The organism is Ruegeria sp. CDSA236 (genome assembly GCF_059611285.1).
Genome location: NZ_JBXWPG010000003.1, coordinates 188810 through 208488, shown reverse-complemented (window position 1 = coordinate 208488; position 19679 = coordinate 188810). Strand labels below are relative to the sequence as shown.

Below are 19679 nucleotides of genomic sequence, written 5' to 3'. Positions count from 1 at the left end.
TTGCGAAGTTTTAACTTGCCACAGTGATATCTTTGCACCGGCGGACTAAGCCGACAGCTCCTTAAATTGCCGAAACGGACAGACACCGGGCGTGATTTGTCCTTTGCGGATTATGTGAACCACTTCTATTCCGTCGAGCGTTTTGCCGTGGTTGTCGACGGCTGGGTAAAGATAGACCCACGCGCCTTTCCCCTTGATGTAGGTCGTACCATTCACACGATAATAGGTATTGACAATACCTATTATCGTGCGCAGATAGTGAGGCGTATCGTTAAGGTAGATCCGATGACTCGTACCATGCCAATTCGGCCACATATGTTTGACATCACAGCGGATGAAATCGCGACTTTGGTCAACCGGTTCTATGCGCGCATCAGAGTGCATCCTGATCTGGGGCCGGTATTTGACAGGGCAATCGAAGATTGGCCGGAACACGAAGAAAAGATCGCAGCCTTTTGGCGCGGCGCCATTCTACGAGAGACAGGCTATTCGGGTAACCCGATGCAGGTTCACCTGGCGAACTCTGAAATCCTGCCAGAACATTTTCGCGTGTGGCTCGACCTGTTCGAAGACACCGCAAAAAAAGCCCTTAAACCTGCAACCGCCGAAGCGTTCTCACATTTGGCCAGGAGGATCGGTAAGGGCTTGTCATTCGGAATTGAGAACTTTCGTCGAGAGGCTGACGCTCCGCCGGTGTTGTCATGACGGTCTCTGTCTATACCAAAGCTCAGGTCATCTCTGATCCTCCCGCACGCGTTGTCAAACGTTGGCTGCAGGCGGGCTGGGGCGACGTGAAACGCAACCCGGGATATTCCTTGCTTTACGGTGGTTCACTCGTAGTTCTGGGGTGGATTTGCATTGCGGCCCTGATGCTCAACGATCTTGGTTGGGTTTTGTTGCCTTTGCTAGCTGGCGGCGTTTTGGTCGGACCACTTGCAACGATTGGTCTTTATTCCGTAGCAAGCGGTAAAACAGGGCTCAGAGCGGCCACGGGTCAGATTACGTTGGTGGGCGTCATACTGATGGTTTTTGCCCTAATCTGGATTCGCGCGGCCACAGTTATGTTCGCCATAGTCTACGGGCTGCGCCCATTCTCAAGCTTCGCAGATACGCTGCTTTTGCTGATTACTACGTCATCAGGATGGGCGCTGTTGATCGCAGGATCATTCGTTGGCGGGCTGTTTGCGGCATTAGGGTTTGCGGTGTCAGCGTTTTCATTGCCAATGCTGATCGACCGCCAGATCGATGGCTTCTCGGCTATGGGGCTCAGCTTTAACGCCACCACTCACAACTTCAAGCTTTGCTTGTGCTGGGGAGCCATCATCACTCTTTTGACTTTGGTTGGAATACTGTCCGGGCTACTGGGTTTGGTCGTGGTGTTCCCATTGCTCGGGTACGCGACCTGGCATGCTTATGTCGAGCTTTTTCATGGAGATGCATAAATGACCGAAGCGCTTCCAAAAGGCGTGGTGCACTATGCGACCTCGCGGTTCACGCATGAGACATTGCCAGAAAAGCTGCGCAAAGATCACAGCACCAAAGCGGGTGTCTGGGGTCAATTGGCTGTGCAACATGGGCAGCTTCTACTGTGCCGGGATGACAAGGATGACCTACTTCTGGGCGCAGGGGATACTGCTGTGTTCGCACCACAGGAAACTCATTCGGTGAATCCGATTGGCGAAGTCGAGTTTGAAGTACGCTTCCACCGGCAGGAGGCGCCCGATGCAGCGTGAGAGTTTTCTTGAGGATGCTGCCGTCCTGTGTGCCCTTGCTTTGATCTTTGTCGGTGGCGTAGCCATACTTGGCTGGGGGGTTCCTACCGCCTACGTGCTGCATGGTTGGTTGATCGCAATAGCCGCTGGTTGGGGGTTGATGTGGATGATCAACCGTTTGAGCGAGGCCCCAAAGGACATCCCTTTAGAATACAATGACAAGGTCATTCGGTTTGGTGTCATCGCCGCGCTGATTTGGGCAATCATAGGGTTCACGGTTGGCGATATCCTCGCCTGGCAGTTGGCGTTTCCAGCACTGAACGGCGATATGTTCTGGTCGAACTTCGGCCGTTTGCGCCCGGTTCATACATCTGCCGTGATTTTTGGTTTTGGCGGCAACGCGTTAATCGCGACGTCGTTTTATGTGGTCCAACGTACCTCGCGCGCCAGATTGGCCAGTGAATCGCTGCCCTGGATGGTGTTCTGGGGGTACAATCTGTTCATGGTCCTTGCGGCGACCGGCTACCCCTTGGGGATCACCCAATCCAAGGAATATGCCGAACCGGAATGGTATATGGATCTGGTTTTGCTGATCGTCTGGGTTGGTTATCTAGGTCTGTACCTAAAGACGCTCTCTCGCCGGGCTGAACCGCATATCTATGTGGCTAACTGGTACTACCTGGCCTTTATCGTCGTCATCGCGATGCTGCATACGGTGAACAACCTCTCGGTTCCGGTTTCCATTGCCTATCCCAAAAGCTACTCGCTATTTTCCGGCACACAGGATGCAATGACGCAATGGTGGTATGGGCACAATGCTGTTGGCTTCCTGCTGACCGCCGGGTTCCTAGGGATGCTGTATTACTTCTTGCCCAAGGCTGTGAACCGGCCGATCTACTCTTACCGAATGTCAATTGTTGGCTTCTGGGGGATCACCTTCTTGTATCTTTGGGCTGGTTCACATCACCTTCACTACACGGCACTACCGGACTGGGTTCAGTACCTTGGCATGACCATGTCGATCATCCTGCTGGTCCCCAGCTGGGCCTCTGTGTTCAACGGAATCCTTACGATCAACGGGGCTTGGGACAAGGTCCGGACGGATCCGGCGGTCCGGTTCATGATGGTCGCGATTCTGTTCTACGGACTGTCGACATTCGAAGGTTCGTTCATGGCGATCCGTCCGGTCAATTCGCTGAGCCACTACACGGATTGGACCGTCGGCCACGTACATGCCGGCGCGTTGGGCTGGGTCGCCTTCATCACCTTTGGTGCCATGTATAAAATGGTGCCCTGGATTTGGAAACGAGATGGCGTGTATTCAATGCGGCTGGAGGCATGGCACTTCTGGCTCGCCCTGAGCGGGACGCTGATTTACGTCGGCGCAATGTGGAACAGTGGCATCACACAATCACTGATGTGGCAAACCTATGATGCGGATGGTGCGTTTCTTTATTCCTTCCTCGACAGTGTGATCGCGATGCATCCTTACTATGTCGCCCGTGCGATCGGGGGGCTGCTGTATCTAATCGGAGCGTGCATCGGTGCATACAACATCTACATGACGGTCAGTGGGCCGCAGCAAGCCGAGACCAGGCAATCCGGACCTTTGGTCCAGCCGGCGGAGTAGCAGCCCATGAGTACACAACACCAAAAGCTCGAACGCCACTCACTTGGCTTTGCCATGGCCATCCTGCTGGTTGCATCAATCGGTGGCATTGTTGAAATCGCCCCTTTGTTCACCATCGAAAACACGGTGGAAGAAGTCGACGGTATGCGGCCCTATACTCCGCTGGAACTGGCAGGGCGCGATATTTATGTGCGCGAGGGCTGCTATGCCTGCCACAGTCAAATGATCCGCACCCTACGGTCGGACATCGAACGCTATGGGCACTACAGCCTGGCCGCCGAAAGCATGTATGACCACCCGTTCCAATGGGGCTCGAAACGTACAGGGCCGGACTTGGCGCGAGTTGGCGGTAAATACTCTGACGCATGGCATGTGGCGCATCTGGAAGCGCCACGAGAGCTGGTGGAAGGCTCGATCATGCCTGGTTATGCGTTTTTGTCTGACGCGCGGCTGGAAACAGGCCACCTGCCTGCCTCTTTAAGAGCCCTTAGCCGCGCCGGGGTGCCTTACACAGATGCTCAGATCGAAAATGCGGAAAAGGATGCTGCATGGCAAGCAGATGCCGAGCAATATTATGAAGGTGAACTGCAAGAAAGTTACGGTGAAAACGTTCAGGTCAGGGATTACGACGGGCACCCGAGTGAGTTGACGGAAATGGATGCCCTTGTGGCCTATCTGCAGGTTCTTGGCACATTGGCCGATCTGGATTCGGTAGATCACGAGGAGATTAATCGATGACACATGATACCGTTCTTGTCTTCTCCAAGACCTGGGGTGCAATCTACCTGCTGGTCGTCTTCCTTGCCGCAGTTGTCTGGACCTACTGGCCCTCACGGCGAAAAGTCTACGATGACGCTGCGCTATCTCCGCTGGACCATCAGGAGGATCAGCCGTGGCGCTAAAGGAAAAGGATCCGGTTTCCGGTACTGATCTGACCGGCCACGAGTGGGACGGTATCAAAGAGTTGGACACACCTGTTCCCTGGGCGGCCCGATGGGCTTTGTGGATCAGTATCATCATCGCAGCACTGTATTGGGTGTTCTACCCATCCTTCCCAGGTGCGCGCGACTATGCAAAAGGGCTGTTGGGGTATTCATCCCGATCAGAGGTTGTTGCAGAAATTCAGCAAGCGAATGCTGATCGTGAAATGACATTTGCGCCTTTTGCGTCACAGGATCTCGAAGAACTGGCCGCAGACCCAACACTGGAGGCAAGGTATAGCGCGTCGATTTCCAAGCTTTACGCTGACAATTGTGCCGCTTGTCACCGGAATGATCTGAAAGGGCAACCTGGTTTTCCCAATCTGGTAGACGGACATTGGTTGTGGTCAGGCGCACCGGAAGAGGTTGAGGCGACCATACGTTATGGGATCAATGCGCAGCATGACGATACACGGATTGCACAGATGTTGGCGTTTGGCGCAGACGGCATGATCGAAAAGCAGCAGGTTGAAGAGGTTACAGAATTTGTCTTGGCCCTCTCTGGAAAGCAGCATGATGCGACGGCGGCTGGCGCCGGTAGATTGATCTTCGAAGAAAACTGCGCGGCCTGTCATGGCGATGACGGGCGCGGGGGCTATGAAATCGGCGCGCCCGATCTGGGTGATGAGCGCTGGATCTATGGAGGCGACCGGGATGAGATTTACCATAGCATTTATCACGGTCGGCAAGGTGTGATGCCTGCGTGGGAAGGACGTCTGAGCGACGCCCAGATTCGAATGCTCACGTTGTATCTACTGTGGAATGCAGAAGATGCACCAAGTTGAAGAAAATCCACGTTTCCGAAGGGCAATGTATCTGATGATACTGGTCCTTCTGGTCGGCTACATCGGGTTCAAAGCATGGCACCTTTCCATGGCTTTCGAGGCATGGGAAGGGCAGGCGATTGAAAAGGCTGTGCCTGGCGCGGTCAAGTAACAATCAAATTATTATAGGACTACAGTTTGCGTATTAATCGCTTGATGCCAGCGCATGACTGACTTCCAACGCTCGGATCAGGTTTTTCATGCCACGGTTTCCTTCCAATACGTCCTGTAAAGTCTTGGTGTCCAAGGCAGCAAAAAACGCCTCCTGAGCTTCGTTCAGAATTGGCAACAATCCACAAGCGGGCGTCATTACGCAACAGCCGCCGTCTTCCTTCATGCATTCCACCAAAGGTGTGCCGCGTTCGGATTTACGCAGCAGGCCGCCAATCGATATCGCATTGGGAGGTAGGGCCATACGCATGCCACCGTTGCGCCCACGCATGGATTCTACATAGCCCTCGTGTGTAAGCCACTGCGAGATCTTGGCCAGGTGATTAAAGGGCAAGTTTTGCATAGCCGCGATCTCACGCGTCGACATCAACCCTTCTTCGTGGGTGGCAAGATGGATCAGGATGCGCAGGGCATAGTCGGAGAACTTGGTAATTTGCATGGTTATTCTTCCCATAAATAATAGGCTTTGAAAATGCCTATTTTATTGACATCTTTTTCTTACCTTTATATTGGGTATTTATAATACCTAATATAGGAGATGGCTCATGCAGCCCGTTGTGTTATTGATCTCGCTGATCCTGATGGCAGTGCTGTCACTTGTCTTCTGGTTGGCCGTGCGGGCTTCGGATGGGTCGGAACCCGGACCCAAGGCCAACTCGAAACGTTCGGGCTTGATCTGGGCAATGACGATTGTCGGCGTAATTGTTGCGGTTGGCACATTGCGACCGTGGCCGCATGCCGTAGCCAGCACAGACGACGCCTTGACCGTCTCTATCACCAGCGGGCAGTGGTGGTGGGATATCGACACCGTCGAGATCCCCGCTGGAATACCCATAAATTTTAGCGCCACGACCGAAGACGTTACCCACGGATTGGGCATTTACACCTCAGATCTTCGCCTTCTGACGCAGGTCCAGGTGATCCCGGGCTACACAACCGAAGTTACGTATACGTTCGATGATCCAGGCTCCTACCAAATCCTGTGCATGGAGTTCTGCGGAGTGGCGCATCAGGACATGGTCAACGAATTCGAAGTCGTCGCGGTGGAGGACTGAATGAGCACTGCATCTGAACCTTTTGCGGGGAAATCAATCGCCGCTGAACCTCAAACCGGAGCGGTCAAGCTCACGATGATCCTTTCAGGCGTGGTTTTTGCCTTGATGATGGTCTTTGGCCTGATCATGCGCGCCGCGCAGGGTCAATGGATAGAAGTGGATCCTGCATTGTTCTATCAGCTCCTGACGGCCCATGGTGCCGGAATGGTCGGTACAGCGGCGCTGTCTGGCGCCGCGATCATGTGGTATTTTTGCGGACGTCACATAGTTCTGACGCCAAGAATTTTTTGGGCATTCCTTGCCCTGTTTTTGTTGGGCGTGGCCTTGATCTTGGGCTCGATCTTCATCGGCGGATATGGCGGCGCATGGACATTCCTGTATCCGTTACCGGCAATGTCCGGCGGAGCGTGGGAGGCAGGTGCAGCGGCTGCGTTTATGCTTGGATATGTTTCGATCGGCGTAGGATTTTTGTTGTACTATCTGGAGCTCGGTCGCCAGATTCATGCCCGCTATGGTAGCCTTGTACGGGCCTTGGGCTGGAACCTGATCCTTGGGCGTGAGGACAAGAACCCTCCACCGCCAACCATCGTCGCAGCAGCTGCAGTGACCGTATTCAATTCGATCGGGATCATCCTGGGCGCAGCGGTTTTGGTGGCAAGCCTTGTCCACCTGCTGGTCCCAGGATTTGAAGTAAATGCGCTGCTGGCCAAGAACCTGATCTATTTCTTTGGCCACGTTTTCATCAATGCCTCGATCTATATGGCAGTGACTGCGGTTTATGAAATCCTGCCGGAATACACCGGCAAGCCTTGGAAATCGAACCGACTGTTTGCGATAGCCTGGAATGCGGTATTGATCTTCGTGATGGCTGTATACTGGCACCATCTGCTTCAGGATGTGGTCATGCCACCCTGGATGTTGGTGGTCGGGCAATTGGTTTCTTACTTCAGCGGCATTCCCCTCATCGCGGTCACGGCGTTTTCCACATTCCTCTACGTGCGCGGCTCAAAAATGACCTGGGATCTGACGTCCTCGCTGCTGGTTCTGTCCGTGGCAGGCTGGGCGGTTGGCTCAATCCCCGCGTCGATCGATGGAATGATCAGCGTGAACAAGGTGATGCACAACACTATGTGGGTCCCGGGGCATTTCCACACCTACCTGCTGCTGGGCGAGGTGGCGATGGCCTTTGGTTTCATGGCCTGGCTGGTCCGTGGCAAAACGATCGCCCAGATGAGCGGGTTGGACCGTGTCGCCTTTGTGACCTACCTCGCGGGTGCTGCTGGGTTTGTGACAGTGTTTCTGTTCTCTGGCGCGGCTTCGATTCCCCGCCGTTGGGCGGTGCACTACGAAGAATGGCTGACCCATGACCGCATTGGCACTTTGTTCAGCGGGCTTGTTGTGTTGGGAACGTTGCTCTTTGTTCTGCGCTTTGTGCTGCGTCTTGGGCGGAGCAACGGCTGATGATGGTCCGCGCTCTTCCCTCGGTTCTTGTCGCAAGCATAGGCTTGGGAACACTCTGGCATGCCACTGACGGAGTGCAGGCATTCACTAGCGAAGCCGCGCGGAGACTGGATGTGGAACGCGCTCCACGTCCAGTTCCAGCCCTGCAACTGGAAGATATGTCAGGTCAGTTGCTGCCTCTGTCACCGCAAGGGAAAGAGGTGGTTCTGGTCGAGTTCATCTACACTGTCTGTGGCGACATCTGTCAGATTGCTGCAGCGGATTTTGCCGAGATCCGGGATCAACTGGAGCTGCGTGAAATGCCCGTCCGGATGATCTCGGTCAGCTTCGATCCTGAGCGGGATACACCAGAGCAGATGGCAGTTTATGGAGAGGCCCATGAGGCAGATGGCAAAATGTGGACCGTCGCGCGGCCTAGGCCGGAAGAGTTGCCGGCATTGTTGAAGCTGTTTGACGTGACTGTCATCCCGGATGAGTGGGGCGGGTTTCAGCACAATGCCGCGATCCATGTGATTGACAGCGACGGCAGATTTTCGGCGGTGTTTGATACCGATGCGATCGACGCTGTTCTAAACCATTTGGAGGAGCGCAACTCATGAAGTTGCTTGGTCGTGCCTTCCTCGCGGCGGCCGAAGCTGTCGCACTTCGTTATGCGGTCATTGAAAGCCCGATCCAGCATGTCTTGGTGCAGATGCCATTGCTGGTTTTGGCCGGGGTTTTGTTAGCCTGGAACAGGCAGGTTCGGCAAGAATGGGCGGTTCCATTGCTGCTTGTCGCCTTAACCGTCTTTCTGTTCTGGATGCTTCCGCGAAATGTCGATTGGGCGCTGACATCGACGGGCGAAATTGCCAAATACCTAAGCTTGCCACTGTTGTTGGGCGTTCCTCTAAGGGTGTCCTGGCCCAGGCTGGGCCCGGTCCTGAGGGGGTTTCTGAAGGCGAATGCGCTGTCGATGCTGGGCGTGCTGGGATTTCTGTACACGCATGCACCTGTCAGGATCTGCAACTCCTACCTGGTCTCGGCTCAGAAGGATCTGGGCATGGCCTTTCTCTACCTCGCTGCTGGCTTGGCCTGTCTCTGGGCTATCCCGATCCTGTTTGGAATTCCAAACGGCCAAAGGTCGAATGCGACCAGCTGCGCAAGCTGTGGAGTGTAATACGAAATGACCTATGCTGACACAGTCATTGGGTTTGCAGAACTGGCGCAAAAGAAAAGCGTCAACCTGCGAGCAGATCCAATCGCCTTTCTGATCCTCGCAGTAAAGGCAGGCGCGTTTGTTGGGGCGGGCATCCTGCTGATCTTTTCCGTGGGGCAGGGCGGGGATCCATCCATCCGTCCCATCGTCATGGGGGCTAGCTTCGGTATCGCCTTGACCCTTGTGGTCTTTGCAGGGGCCGAGCTGTTCACCGGTCACACCATGTACATGACGCACGGATTGCTTGCCAAAAGTATTGCGTGGTCGGATGTGCTGCGCTGTTGGTTTGTCAGTTGGGCAGGAAATCTGATCGGGGCCATATTGTTGACGTTGCTGTTCGTCGTAGGCGGTGGCGGACTTATCCTGGGAGCAGGAGAAGACGCTTTGCTTTACAAGGTAGCCGCCAAGAAGATGCACGGCACTGAGTTGGAGCTGTTCGCCAAAGCGATCCTGTGCAATTGGCTGGTTTGTCTCGCCTTGTGGTGTTCGGCGCGCGCAAAAGACGATGTTACCAAATGCATCGTCATCTTCTGGTGCCTGTATGCATTTATCGCTGCCGGGTTTGAACACAGCGTTGCGAACATGACCGTATTTTCACTGGCGCTGCTCTCTGATCATCCCGACAGCATCACTCTGGCCGGAGCCGCCCACAATTTGACGTATGTCACCTTGGGCAACGCATTCGCCGGTGCCGGGATCATGGGCTACGGCTATTGGCGAGCGGCGTCGAAGCCCATGGTCAAGGGTATCGCGACGCCCGCGTCAACCAGACATCCTGTCTAGTGAGGGCGTGATCATGAGCGTGACACAACCTGTCAATATCCCCGTCTCCAAAGACCGATAAGCAAATGCCGGGCCTGTGTCTGGGGCCGAGCAACTCAAAAAGGTAGGATCACTCACAATCTCCAACTGGATGTATTCGCTGGAAATCGCATACTTTCTTGTTAGGGTGCAGCCGGCGCAGAATTCAATCTGCAGCCGTTTGCACAGCGTTTATTGGAGCTGCCATTTGATCATTCCATTTCATGTGCGGGAGATGCTGCGGCGCATCAAAATGCGATATGATGTTGAACGCACGCCACAGCAGATGGCCCCAAGCGACGAAGTGTTTTCGCCTTTACGCCCCTCTCGCAAGGCTGACCGTAAGACTGTTGCGCGGTTCTGGGATCATCTAAAGCCCAAGGCAAGCGGCGCAGATCAGGCATTGATTGCGGATCCTGCAACAGTCGAGGCATCTGAAACCTACAGCGCCAATATTGAAAACTTCATTGGAACTGTGAAAGTGCCAGTTGGCATCGTCGGGCCTTTGCGCATGAACGGTATGAACGCCAACGGGGATTTTTATGTGCCTCTGGCGACGACTGAGGCCGCGCTTGTTGCCTCTTATGCGCGGGGGGCCTTTGCAGCTGGCCGGTCTGGTGGGGTCAGCACAGCTGTTTTGTATGAAGGTGTTTTGCGTACGCCGGCCTTTGTGTTCGAAAGCCTTTTGCAGGCCGGTCAGTTCGTGGATTGGGTGGTCAGCAATGTCGATGAACTCCAGGCGGCGGCTGATGCCACAACCTGGCATGGTAAACTTGTCTCGCTGGAGCCTTTCATAGACACAAATATCGTCTTTCTGATTTGCCGCTACACCACAGGTGATGCGGCCGGTCAGAACATGGTAACCATTGCAACGGATGCTCTGTGTTGCACCATCACCAAAGACTGTCCAGTTCCAATTGAGAACTGGTATATTGAGGGAAATTTTTCAGGCGACAAAAAAGCCTCGGCGCTTGGATTGGTAACGGGTCGTGGCCGAAAGGTTAGCGCGTCGGTAACCTTGCCTGCGGACGTCGTGGAAAAGACGCTTGGCACCACCGTGGATGCCATGCTGGCTTATGGTCGGGTCGCCAATCTTGGGTCACATCTGTCGGGTCAGCTTGGAGCTCAGGCCCATTATGCCAATGGGCTTGCTGCCTTTTACATAGCAACTGGGCAGGACGCGGCTTGTGTCGCTGAAAGCGCGATGGGGGTGACGCGGATGGAGCCCAGAGGGGATGATCTTTTCTGCTCCGTGACGCTCCCGAACATCCTTGTCGGCTCCGTGGGCGGTGGTACCGGTTTGCCCAGCCAGACTGCGGCACTGAACATTCTGGGATTGAAAGGCGCCGGCCACGGCACGGCGCTGGCCGAAGTGGCTGCCGCCATATGCCTGTGCGGAGAAATATCGATTGTCGCTGCAATCGCTGCGGGGCATTTCACGCGAGCCCATGAAAGTTTGGCCCGCCAAAGATGACTCTGCTGGCTCGACTGTGGATATATCAATCCGAACGCTTCCCACTGAAGAAAACTGTACCGCTTTTGCTGGTGTTTTCAGCAGCAAGTATCTGCGTATCGGCCCGGCTTGCTGATCGACCATTGCCCGAGTGGTCTGCCTTTGTGGTGGGGTTCGTACTGGCGATGGCGCTGTTTTTCCAGATGCGCGTTTGCGACGAATTCAAGGATGCCGAGGACGACCGCCGCTACCGGCCCGAGCGACCGATACCCCGAGGGCTGGTGTCCCCGGCTGAGGTGCTTGTCCTTGGCTTGCTGACTCTACCCATGGCCGCCGCCGCTGCATGGTTTTGGTACCTCCCGGTTCTGTGGTGCCTTTTTTTGGTTTGGGTATGGCTGGCGGCAATGACGGCCGAGTTCGGGGTGCCAACCTGGTTAAAGGCGCGCCCAGTTCTTTATCTCGTCAGTCATATGGCGATCATGCCGCTGATCGACTTGCTGCTGACCAGCATCGAATGGCTTCCGGCCGGAGGGGCCGCATCAAAGCTGTGGTTATTTCTGGCGTTGTCTTTCGTGAATGGCTGCGTTCTTGAGATCGGTCGCAAGCTATGGTCGCCCGAAAACGAAATTGTCGGGGTGGACACCTATTCCGGTCTTTGGGGGTATCGCCGCGCCGCTATCATTTGGCTGTGCTGCGTTGTGCTGTCATTCGTGTTTCTGGTTGGCACGGGGTTTGCGTCTGGAGCTGGTTGGTTAACCGTATTGGTCGGGGCCGCTGCTTTCGTGCCTTGTGGTCTTGCGGCACGCAGCTATGCGAAAGCTCCAACACCCAAGGCACAGGACAGGATGGACGCAATCGCGGGACTATGGGTATTTTTCTGCTATGCCACTGCGGGCTTTCTGCCGTTCCTGATCGGAGGCTTTAGATGACCCTTATCATCAATCAATCCGATGCGACTGACCCAACAGTGGTCGGAGGAAAAGCCGCTGCGCTATCAAACCTCGCTCGTCGCGGATTCAATCCACCTGCGTTTTTTGTTATCACCGATGCCGCATTCCGTGCAGGTAAGACAGGGCCTGTCGCAGCACGTGGGTTGAGTAAGGCGCTTGGCGCTGCACTGGATGCGTTGGGTCCGGGGTATTATGCAGTGCGTAGTTCCGGTCGGGCCGAAGATGGTGTAGAACACAGCCATGCAGGTCAGTTTGATACGGTTTTGAATGTCACCGGTAGCAAGGTCATACAGGCGGCAAAACAGGTTTGGCAATCGGGGTTTGCGGATACAATCGCCACTTATCGCTCGGTCAAATCCGGGGGCGAGGCAGAAGCGCCCGCGATAATCGTACAGCGCATGATTGAGGCGACGACCGCGGGTGTTGCTTTTTCGGCCGATCCAGTGACAGGGCAGCGAAACACCGTTGTCGTGTCTGCCATCAAAGGTTTAGGCGATGCGCTGGTAGCAGGTGAAGTCGATGGTGAGGATTGGATTATTGATCAAGCCAAACAGCCCGAGTGCGCACAAACCACGCCTCAGGTTTTGACACCGGATCAGGTACTGCAGGTTGCGATGCTGGCGCGCAAAGCGGAAGAGGCTTTTGGCGTCCCGCAAGACATCGAATGGGCGTTCGATGCGGATGGGCTGCACATTCTTCAGGCTCGGCCGATTACGACCGAGCTGCGACCAGTGGCGGTGCCGGATGATGTACTTACCATTTTTGACAATTCGAACATCGTCGAAAGCTATCCGGGCATGGTCAGTCCACTGACCTATTCTTTTGCACTGCACGTCTACTCACGGGTTTATCGCGCTTTTGTGCGGCTTCTGGGCGTTTCGAATAAAACCGTCGCGCAGAACTCAGCCATATTCGACAATTTTCTTGGGCGTATTGATGGGCGTGTCTACTACAATCTGGTCAACTGGTATCGGGCGCTGGCGTTGCTGCCGGGGTTCTCGCTGAATCGCGATTACATGGAAACGATGATGGGTGTGTCCGAACCCATGCCCCGCGAGATTACAGATGGCATTGGACCTGCTCCTGCCAGAGGTGTGCGCAAGATACTGGAATACGCCAAACTAGCGACGGTAGCGGGCAGTCTGATCTGGCAGGCCGTGCGTTTGCCGCGCACGCGGCGTAAATTCTATGTCAGGCTGAACGATGTTCTGGACCGTGGTCTGGACATAGAAGCTGCGAATGCGACCGAACTGGTCGCCGAGTATCGTCAGATCGAAAGCACTCTTCTAGATCGCTGGGATGCGCCGCTTATCAATGATTTCCTTTGCATGATCGCGTTTGGGGCATCGCGCAACTTGCTGCTCAAGTGGTTGGGTGAAGACGGGCTGTTGCTGCATAACGACGTCATGATTGGTCAGGGTGATATCGTCTCAGCCGAACCGGCGCAGCGTATTGCCCGCATGGCCGGCTTGGTCCGCGAGGTCGGGATTGCTGATCAGCTAGGCGCGGAATGCCGGTTGGAAACCCTTGCTCCTTACCCTGAGATCGAAGCCGAGGTTAGATCTTATCTCGATAAATTCGGGGATCGATGCACTGAGGAGTTGAAGCTGGAGAGCATTCCGCTGCGCGATGATCCCACCAGCCTGTTGATGGCCGTCGCAGCCAGTGCCGCCCGTCCCGAGGGTAAGCGACACATCGGCACCGAGCCGGATTGGAAAACCCTGTTTCCCGGCAATCCGCTGAAACGCTACCTATCCAAATGGTTCGTAGGCTGGGCCAAGGGCCGCGTACGTGACCGTGAAAACCTGCGCTTTGAACGCACCCGTATTTTTGGCCATGCCAGACGTGTTTTTCTGGGAATTGGTCGAGAGTTTTCGGCAAGGGGGCTGCTTGCGGAACCCCGCGACGTATTTCATCTGACGACGTATGAAGTCTTGGGAGCCGTCGAAGGGTTCAGCCTATCGCCTAATCTGAAAACCATAGTCGCGCAGCGTCAGCGCGAAGAATCCGCTGCGTCCCAGCGTCCGGATCCGCCAGAACGTATAGAAATTCGAGGTCCCGCCATTGCTCCGATTTGGGCGGAAATAGAAGAGGTAGACAGTGATCCGGAGCGGATAAAATCCGGTACCGGCTGTTCAGCTGGACAAGTTATCGCAAAGGCCCGTGTGATCCGTGACCCGCGGACTGAGGCGCTGCAACCTGGTGACATCCTCGTGGCGCGTTACACCGATCCGGGCTGGATCGCAGTATTTTCGAACGCCTCGGCCATTGTTGTGGAACGGGGGTCACTTTTGTCGCATTCCGCAATAGTGGCGCGAGAGTTGGGAATCCCATGTGTGGTCGGTCTGAAAGGGGCCACTCATTGGATCAAGGATGGCGAAACCCTGTCGGTCGACGGGGCAAGTGGCAAGGTGGAACGGTGCGATGGGGCATAGTGAAATCGAAGGCAAGGCTGATTTTGATCACATCCGCTATGCACAGCTGTGGGAAGATGCAGACGTTTTGACCGACGCGCTGGGCGATTGTGCGGGGGGGACGCTGGTATCCATCTGCTCGGCCGGGGATAATGCGCTGGCTATGTTGATACTCGATCCAGCGAAAGTTGTGGTTGTCGATTTGTCGCCAGCACAAATCGCCTGCCTAAAGCTACGAATTGGCGCTTTCCAGACCCTGACACATCCCGAGTTTCTGGAGCTGACGGGATCGCAGCCCAGCAAGAGGAGAGCAGCCCTGCTGGAGCGAGCTTTGCAGGATACCGACCCTGAAACCCGAACCTTCTGGAGAAATTTTGTCCCTGACGTGGAACGTTACGGGGCAGGCGGGGTTGGCAAGTTCGAGCGGTATTTTCGCATCTTCCGCACCCGGCTTTTGCCGTTTGTGCATTCCCGACGTACGATTGATGACGTTTTTACGCCTCGGTCACCTGAGGCGCGCGAGGTTTTTTTCGATACGCGCTTTGACACCTTCAGATGGCGGCTGTTGTTGAATGTGTTCTTTTCCCGCTTTGTGATGGGGCGCATGGGCCGCGATAAGGCGTTTTTCGATCACGTCGAGGGCAGCCCGGCCCAGCATGTGGCTCGTCGTATTCGCCATGCGGGCGTTGATACCGACCCGTCACAGAATCCCTATTTGCACTGGATTCTGAAAGGCACGCACGGAGACGCGTTGCCGATGGCATGGCGGCCCGAGCATTTTGATACGATCCGCACCCGCCTGGATCGTCTCGATATCCGTCCGGGATCATTAGAGGCTTTTGTCTCGACCGGTGAAAAAGCCAATGGGTTCAACCTGTCTGACATTTTCGAATACATGTCGCCCGATGTATTTGAGCAAGTCTATGGCTCGATCCTGTCAGCTGCCGCGCCCAAGGCACGTCTCGTGTATTGGAACATGATGGCACCGCGCCGCGTGCCTGCGCGATACAGGAGCGAAGTTGAAACACATCGCACGACTGAGGATCGACTGAAGTCACGTGACATGGCGTTTTTCTACTCGGATTTCGTCGTGGAAGAGGTGCTTTCGTGAGCATCCAGGCCCAGATTTTACTGGCCTTGGCGTCTGTTGCGGCCCTGTTGGGATTGATGGCCGTTGTCCGATGGCTGGCGCAAAAGGTCGGCTTGAGCGCAGAAGTGCAACGTAAACTGATGCATGTTGGAACCGGACTCTTTACACTGGTTCTGCCGTGGATTTTTCCGGAACGCTGGCCAATATACATGCTAATCGGGGTAACGCTGATCGTCATGCTGATCTTGCGCCTGCCCCGGTTCTCACAAGGTCTGGGCGCAACCCTACACAGCGTCGAGCGCACGTCATACGGCGATTTCCTGTTGGCGCTATCCGTTGGGCTTTGCTTGTTGCTGGCCGGGGAAAACACCCTGTATTACGTGCTTCCGATCGCCGTTTTAACACTGGCTGATGCCGCAGCCGCGCTTGCCGGGACCACGTACGGGACCAAACGCTATGTGGTCGAAGATGGCGAAAAAAGCCTAGAAGGGTCAGTGGTGTTTTTTGTCGTAACTCTATTGGTTGCGATCATCTGCTTCTTGTTTTCGTCGAAACTCCCACCGTCCAACATCATGATGCTGTGCCTTATGGTTGCGGCCTTTGGCACATTGGTCGAGGCACAAAGCTGGCGGGGGTTTGACAACTTGTTCCTGCCGCTTGGCTTGCTGATTTTTTTGAAAGTTCACTACTACAGCTCCTTGGCAGAGCTGGCTTTGCTGGCCATTTTGTTCTTTGCCGCACTTGCCAGTTTTGGGGTGGTGGGAACCAAGCTGGGCCTGACCAAACATACGACCCGTGTGTATGTTGTTGCGGTTTTTCTGCTGCTGGCGACCGCGAAACTGCAAAATACAGTACTGCCGATCATGGTTCTCGCGGCACACGGCTGGGCGCGTACTGCTTCTCCTTGTGACAGTAAGTTCCCCGATTTGGACATCGTAGCCGCCTTGGGGCTAATAGGGTTCGGCTGGCTTGCAGCGGGAAATGCAACGGGATGGGATGCAATATCCTTTTTTGGAATGAGTGCAATGGGGTTGGCCATGGGGCTCACAGCTGTGGCGCTGCGTGCCATTCCTATTGCGATACCGCTTGCTGCCGCTGTTCTGTTTCTAATCCGTACCTGGGCGGTTTCCCTGAATTCTGACCAATCAAACTGGGCCGAGCCTTTGACCGCGTTCTCACTTGTATCACTCGCATTTATGGCGATTGTGCCCTTGGTGCTTCCGCATTGGCTCCAAAAGAATCGCGTTTCGAGGCTCACGCTTTTGGCGCTGTTACCTCCGCTTGCCTATTACATCTGGTCCATAGCAGGGTCTATTGACGGCGGGATTGTTGCCGGAGTTGTATCATGACGAAAGAAAACATTCAGACCAAAGGCGCCAAACTATCTGTTTATCTGCAGGGCCCTGATTGGGATGGTGCCCCAGCTGCAACAATAGGCGACTTCTCGTGCGAGACCCCAGAGGCCGGTCTGGAGGTACTACAAACGGCTATTGGACGGGTCCGGTACGCCGGGGTTGATCGGATAATTGGACCTATGTCCGGTGATACATGGCACAGCTATCGGTTTGTATCGGACAGTGACGGATCAGCACCCTTTTTAATGGAGCCGACGCACAAGTCACATGAGCCCGATGTGTTTAGGGCGGCAGGATTTGCCGCCATCAGCAAGTATTTCTCGGCGCGAGTATCATTGGCGCAAACGGCCAATTCGTCTCTAGCTGCAGTTGATGGGTTCGACGTAGAACCCTGGGACGGAACCAACCCTGAGGAGTTGTTCCGGCAGGTGTATCAACTATCTGTCGAGGCTTTTTCTCGAAACGCTTTCTATAAACCTATTTCTGAGCGCGATTTTCTTGCAATGTATATGCCTGTCGTTCCGATGTTGAAGCGCGAGCTTATCTTTTTTGCCCGCCGTCCCGACAGCTCATTAGCGGGCTTTCTGTTTGGTATTCCGAACTATGCTGAAGGCCCAAACCCAACAGCCGCGATCCTGAAAACTTATGCAAGCCTTGAGCGTGGTGCGGGTCGCCATTTGGCCAGTCATTTCCACAAGTCTGCTCTGAAGCTAGGCTTTGATTCCGCTATCCACGCGCTGATCCATGATGACAACCAATCCGCGGATCGCAGTGTTGTTGAAGGGGCCACCGTATTTCGACGGTACAACCTGTTAGGACTGCGCCTGGATGACTAACTTGTTGGATCAATTTGCCGTAGCGGTTGATAGACACCCGGACCGGACGGCCATTGTTGAAGGCAGCGGTCGCGAAGTCACCTTTCGTGATGTGCAGATACGCGCGCAGCAAATAGCCAGAAAGTGGAGACGTAAGGGGATTGGGCGTGGCGACCGCGTTCTTCTGGCGATGCCGGTCAACGCTGATCTCTACGCTAGTCTTGCGGCCTTGTGGTCGTTGGGCGCAACGGTGGTTTTGCCTGAACCCGCGATGGGACTCGCGGGGCTGCGTCATGCAGCGAGAACGACCCGGCCCAAGGCTTTTTGCGCGTCGGGTTATTTTGCGTTGCTCAGGTTTGTTGTGCCGGAACTCTTGAGGCTGCGCCTTTTACTACCAGGCACCGCCCGGGGTGATCTGAGCGTCGCGCCCGTTCAAGACGGTGACACGGCGCTCATTTCCTTTACATCCGGCACTACAGGTCAGGCCAAGGCCATCCCCCGCAGCCACGCGTTTCTGATGGCACAACATGATGCCATTGCGCCGCTTCTGGACAGTGATGCAGTTGAACGGGATCTGGTAGCGTTTCCGGTGTTCACCCTGATCAACCTGGCGGCTGGGCGCACGACAGTTCTGCCGAATTGGAGAATGAGCAATCTGGATCGACTATCCTCCGAACAGTTTGCGGGCTGGATATCGAAGCAGCAAGTGACCCGTCTTTTGATCCCTCCGTCGTTGTGCGAAAAACTTGCACAGCGTAAGGATACGGGCCGGCTGCACACAGTCTTCACCGGCGGCGGTCCGGTATTCCCTGACCTGATTGAAAGGCTTCTCGCCAATTCCGGTCTGGACGTGGTCTGTGTCTATGGGTCAACCGAAGCTGAACCGATTGCGCATCTTGATGCGCGGGAAATCACCGAAGTTGATCAACTTGAAATGGCGGCGGGCAAGGGGCTTCTTGTTGGGCATCCGGTTTCGAAAATCAAACTCCGAATTCAGGACGATGAAGTTCAGGTGGCGGGCGATCATGTAAATGATGGCTATCTTGATCTCGCACACTCCAAGGAAAACAAAATCAAAGACGGTACTACGATTTGGCATCGAACCGGTGACGCGGGTCGGTTAGATGATCAGGGGCGATTGTGGCTGTGGGGCAGACTGGGGAGCGATGTGACAACCCCGGCTGGTCAAACCTTTCCTTTTGCAATCGAAGTAGCTGCCCGGCAATGGCCGAGCGTGACGAACAGCGCGCTCATGAGTTTCGATGGGCGTCCGATTTTATGCATTGAAGGCGACGCGGATCAGCTTTCAAACTGGAATAGCCTGGCGCAGGAATTCGGTGTTGCCAATGTGACCCATGTGAAAAAAATGCCTATGGACAAACGGCACAGGTCCAAAGTTGATCGGAAAAAACTCACCCAATTATTGGGTTATTAGATCACAGAATTTTCACCTTAAGAGCTCCAACGGAAAACCGTGGTCGAGCACACTTTTTGCCTTCCAACCGAAAGGCAGGAAAGTCCGGGTGCTTATGAAAAACCAGTGCCAGTATAGCTGCTCGCCGCATGAATGACTATTTCTCCCACTGCAAGTTGGCTGTGAGAAAGCGCAAGGGACAGGTTGGGCTCATTTGAGACATTTATCGCAGCGTCGATGAGGGGTTGATGTTCGTTCTGGGTTAGAAATCCTTGATGTTTGGGTCAGAATTGAATGAACCAGACCCAACCGTCACAGTTGGACTAAAAATGTGATGAACGTTCGACGTCAGAAGGCGG

The 19679-nt window shown here is 54.8% G+C and carries 21 protein-coding genes; 20 read left to right on the top strand and 1 reads right to left on the bottom strand.

What is annotated here, in order from left to right; translation table 11 throughout:
- Window positions 1–66: 66 nt before the first annotated feature.
- Genes AC2FLB_RS07045 through AC2FLB_RS07010 form a run of 8 tightly spaced genes read left to right on the top strand, consistent with a single transcriptional unit; the run spans window position 67 to window position 5258 of the window.
- Window positions 67–705: a group III truncated hemoglobin gene (locus AC2FLB_RS07045; RefSeq protein WP_496708932.1), complete on the top strand. Its 639-nt coding sequence runs from the start codon at window positions 67–69 to the stop codon at window positions 703–705.
- Window positions 702–1442, top strand: coding sequence for a DUF2189 domain-containing protein (locus AC2FLB_RS07040; protein ID WP_496708931.1), 741 nt, complete (start codon window positions 702–704; stop codon window positions 1440–1442). The genes AC2FLB_RS07045 and AC2FLB_RS07040 overlap by 4 nt, the downstream gene beginning before the upstream one ends.
- Entirely contained in the window at window positions 1443–1733 is a 291-nt protein-coding gene (locus tag AC2FLB_RS07035; RefSeq protein ID WP_496702372.1) for a TehB family protein, read from the top strand.
- Window positions 1723–3342 (top strand): cytochrome-c oxidase, cbb3-type subunit I, encoded by a 1620-nt coding sequence (gene ccoN / locus AC2FLB_RS07030; protein ID WP_496708930.1) that lies wholly within the window; start codon window positions 1723–1725, stop codon window positions 3340–3342. Before AC2FLB_RS07035 ends, ccoN begins: the two co-directional genes overlap by 11 nt.
- Window positions 3343–3348: 6 nt before the next feature.
- A complete protein-coding gene (ccoO, locus tag AC2FLB_RS07025) occupies window positions 3349–4080 on the top strand; it encodes a cytochrome-c oxidase, cbb3-type subunit II (RefSeq protein ID WP_496690057.1) in 732 nt (243 codons plus the stop codon).
- Entirely contained in the window at window positions 4077–4244 is a 168-nt protein-coding gene (locus AC2FLB_RS07020; RefSeq protein WP_496708929.1) for a cbb3-type cytochrome c oxidase subunit 3, read from the top strand. The genes ccoO and AC2FLB_RS07020 overlap by 4 nt, the downstream gene beginning before the upstream one ends.
- The gene (ccoP, locus tag AC2FLB_RS07015; protein WP_496708928.1) at window positions 4235–5107 is read left to right on the top strand and encodes a cytochrome-c oxidase, cbb3-type subunit III; all 873 of its coding nucleotides are present in this window, start codon (window positions 4235–4237) and stop codon (window positions 5105–5107) included. The genes AC2FLB_RS07020 and ccoP overlap by 10 nt, the downstream gene beginning before the upstream one ends.
- 25 nt (window positions 5108–5132) lie before the next feature.
- Window positions 5133–5258, top strand: coding sequence for a hypothetical protein (locus tag AC2FLB_RS07010; protein ID WP_496708927.1), 126 nt, complete (start codon window positions 5133–5135; stop codon window positions 5256–5258).
- A 33-nt stretch (window positions 5259–5291) separates the two neighbouring features.
- Here the strand turns inward: AC2FLB_RS07010 and AC2FLB_RS07005 are convergent, their stop codons facing one another.
- Window positions 5292–5756, bottom strand: coding sequence for an RrF2 family transcriptional regulator (locus AC2FLB_RS07005; protein WP_281973916.1), 465 nt, complete (start codon window positions 5754–5756; stop codon window positions 5292–5294).
- 106 nt (window positions 5757–5862) lie between these two features.
- On the opposite strand from AC2FLB_RS07005, the gene AC2FLB_RS07000 reads away from it, so the two are divergent.
- From AC2FLB_RS07000 to AC2FLB_RS06945, 12 genes are all read left to right on the top strand, one after another.
- Entirely contained in the window at window positions 5863–6372 is a 510-nt protein-coding gene (locus AC2FLB_RS07000) for a cupredoxin domain-containing protein (protein ID WP_496702365.1), read from the top strand.
- Window positions 6373–7833 (top strand): cbb3-type cytochrome c oxidase subunit I, encoded by a 1461-nt coding sequence (locus AC2FLB_RS06995; protein ID WP_496708926.1) that lies wholly within the window; start codon window positions 6373–6375, stop codon window positions 7831–7833.
- Window positions 7833–8432, top strand: a complete 600-nt coding sequence (locus AC2FLB_RS06990; protein WP_496708925.1) for an SCO family protein — start codon at window positions 7833–7835, stop codon at window positions 8430–8432. The genes AC2FLB_RS06995 and AC2FLB_RS06990 overlap by 1 nt, the downstream gene beginning before the upstream one ends.
- Complete coding sequence (locus tag AC2FLB_RS06985) at window positions 8429–8989, top strand: hypothetical protein (protein WP_496692031.1); 561 nt, start codon at window positions 8429–8431, stop codon at window positions 8987–8989. Before AC2FLB_RS06990 ends, AC2FLB_RS06985 begins: the two co-directional genes overlap by 4 nt.
- Before the next feature lie 6 nt (window positions 8990–8995).
- Window positions 8996–9811, top strand: a complete 816-nt coding sequence (locus AC2FLB_RS06980; protein WP_496708924.1) for a formate/nitrite transporter family protein — start codon at window positions 8996–8998, stop codon at window positions 9809–9811.
- A 271-nt stretch (window positions 9812–10082) separates the two neighbouring features.
- Window positions 10083–11303, top strand: a complete 1221-nt coding sequence (locus tag AC2FLB_RS06975; RefSeq protein ID WP_496708923.1) for a hydroxymethylglutaryl-CoA reductase — start codon at window positions 10083–10085, stop codon at window positions 11301–11303.
- Window positions 11300–12211, top strand: a complete 912-nt coding sequence (locus AC2FLB_RS06970; RefSeq protein ID WP_496705615.1) for a UbiA family prenyltransferase — start codon at window positions 11300–11302, stop codon at window positions 12209–12211. The genes AC2FLB_RS06975 and AC2FLB_RS06970 overlap by 4 nt, the downstream gene beginning before the upstream one ends.
- Window positions 12208–14667: a PEP/pyruvate-binding domain-containing protein gene (locus AC2FLB_RS06965; protein WP_496708922.1), complete on the top strand. Its 2460-nt coding sequence runs from the start codon at window positions 12208–12210 to the stop codon at window positions 14665–14667. Before AC2FLB_RS06970 ends, AC2FLB_RS06965 begins: the two co-directional genes overlap by 4 nt.
- Complete coding sequence (locus AC2FLB_RS06960) at window positions 14636–15757, top strand: BtaA family protein (RefSeq protein WP_496708921.1); 1122 nt, start codon at window positions 14636–14638, stop codon at window positions 15755–15757. Before AC2FLB_RS06965 ends, AC2FLB_RS06960 begins: the two co-directional genes overlap by 32 nt.
- Entirely contained in the window at window positions 15754–17085 is a 1332-nt protein-coding gene (locus AC2FLB_RS06955) for a hypothetical protein (RefSeq protein WP_496708920.1), read from the top strand. Before AC2FLB_RS06960 ends, AC2FLB_RS06955 begins: the two co-directional genes overlap by 4 nt.
- The gene (locus tag AC2FLB_RS06950) at window positions 17082–17927 is read left to right on the top strand and encodes a hypothetical protein (RefSeq protein ID WP_496692038.1); all 846 of its coding nucleotides are present in this window, start codon (window positions 17082–17084) and stop codon (window positions 17925–17927) included. The genes AC2FLB_RS06955 and AC2FLB_RS06950 overlap by 4 nt, the downstream gene beginning before the upstream one ends.
- A complete protein-coding gene (locus AC2FLB_RS06945; protein ID WP_496708919.1) occupies window positions 17920–19341 on the top strand; it encodes an AMP-binding protein in 1422 nt (473 codons plus the stop codon). Before AC2FLB_RS06950 ends, AC2FLB_RS06945 begins: the two co-directional genes overlap by 8 nt.
- The last annotated feature ends 338 nt before the right edge of the window (window positions 19342–19679 follow it).

Excerpts from the sequence above, each read along its gene's own strand:
- AC2FLB_RS07040 (WP_496708931.1), top strand. The coding sequence starts at position 702 with ATGACGGTCTCTGTCTATACCAAAGCTCAGGTCATCTCTGATCCTCCC.
- AC2FLB_RS07035 (WP_496702372.1), top strand. The coding sequence starts at position 1,443 with ATGACCGAAGCGCTTCCAAAAGGCGTGGTGCACTATGCGACCTCGCGG.
- ccoN (WP_496708930.1), top strand. The coding sequence starts at position 1,723 with ATGCAGCGTGAGAGTTTTCTTGAGGATGCTGCCGTCCTGTGTGCCCTT.
- ccoO (WP_496690057.1), top strand. The coding sequence starts at position 3,349 with ATGAGTACACAACACCAAAAGCTCGAACGCCACTCACTTGGCTTTGCC.
- AC2FLB_RS07020 (WP_496708929.1), top strand. The coding sequence starts at position 4,077 with ATGACACATGATACCGTTCTTGTCTTCTCCAAGACCTGGGGTGCAATC.
- AC2FLB_RS07010 (WP_496708927.1), top strand. The coding sequence starts at position 5,133 with ATGTATCTGATGATACTGGTCCTTCTGGTCGGCTACATCGGGTTCAAA.
- AC2FLB_RS07005 (WP_281973916.1), bottom strand. The coding sequence starts at position 5,756 with ATGCAAATTACCAAGTTCTCCGACTATGCCCTGCGCATCCTGATCCAT.
- AC2FLB_RS07000 (WP_496702365.1), top strand. The coding sequence starts at position 5,863 with ATGCAGCCCGTTGTGTTATTGATCTCGCTGATCCTGATGGCAGTGCTG.
- AC2FLB_RS06995 (WP_496708926.1), top strand. The coding sequence starts at position 6,373 with ATGAGCACTGCATCTGAACCTTTTGCGGGGAAATCAATCGCCGCTGAA.
- AC2FLB_RS06990 (WP_496708925.1), top strand. The coding sequence starts at position 7,833 with ATGATGGTCCGCGCTCTTCCCTCGGTTCTTGTCGCAAGCATAGGCTTG.
- AC2FLB_RS06985 (WP_496692031.1), top strand. The coding sequence starts at position 8,429 with ATGAAGTTGCTTGGTCGTGCCTTCCTCGCGGCGGCCGAAGCTGTCGCA.
- AC2FLB_RS06980 (WP_496708924.1), top strand. The coding sequence starts at position 8,996 with ATGACCTATGCTGACACAGTCATTGGGTTTGCAGAACTGGCGCAAAAG.
- AC2FLB_RS06975 (WP_496708923.1), top strand. The coding sequence starts at position 10,083 with ATGCGATATGATGTTGAACGCACGCCACAGCAGATGGCCCCAAGCGAC.
- AC2FLB_RS06970 (WP_496705615.1), top strand. The coding sequence starts at position 11,300 with ATGACTCTGCTGGCTCGACTGTGGATATATCAATCCGAACGCTTCCCA.
- AC2FLB_RS06965 (WP_496708922.1), top strand. The coding sequence starts at position 12,208 with ATGACCCTTATCATCAATCAATCCGATGCGACTGACCCAACAGTGGTC.
- AC2FLB_RS06950 (WP_496692038.1), top strand. The coding sequence starts at position 17,082 with ATGACGAAAGAAAACATTCAGACCAAAGGCGCCAAACTATCTGTTTAT.
- AC2FLB_RS06945 (WP_496708919.1), top strand. The coding sequence starts at position 17,920 with ATGACTAACTTGTTGGATCAATTTGCCGTAGCGGTTGATAGACACCCG.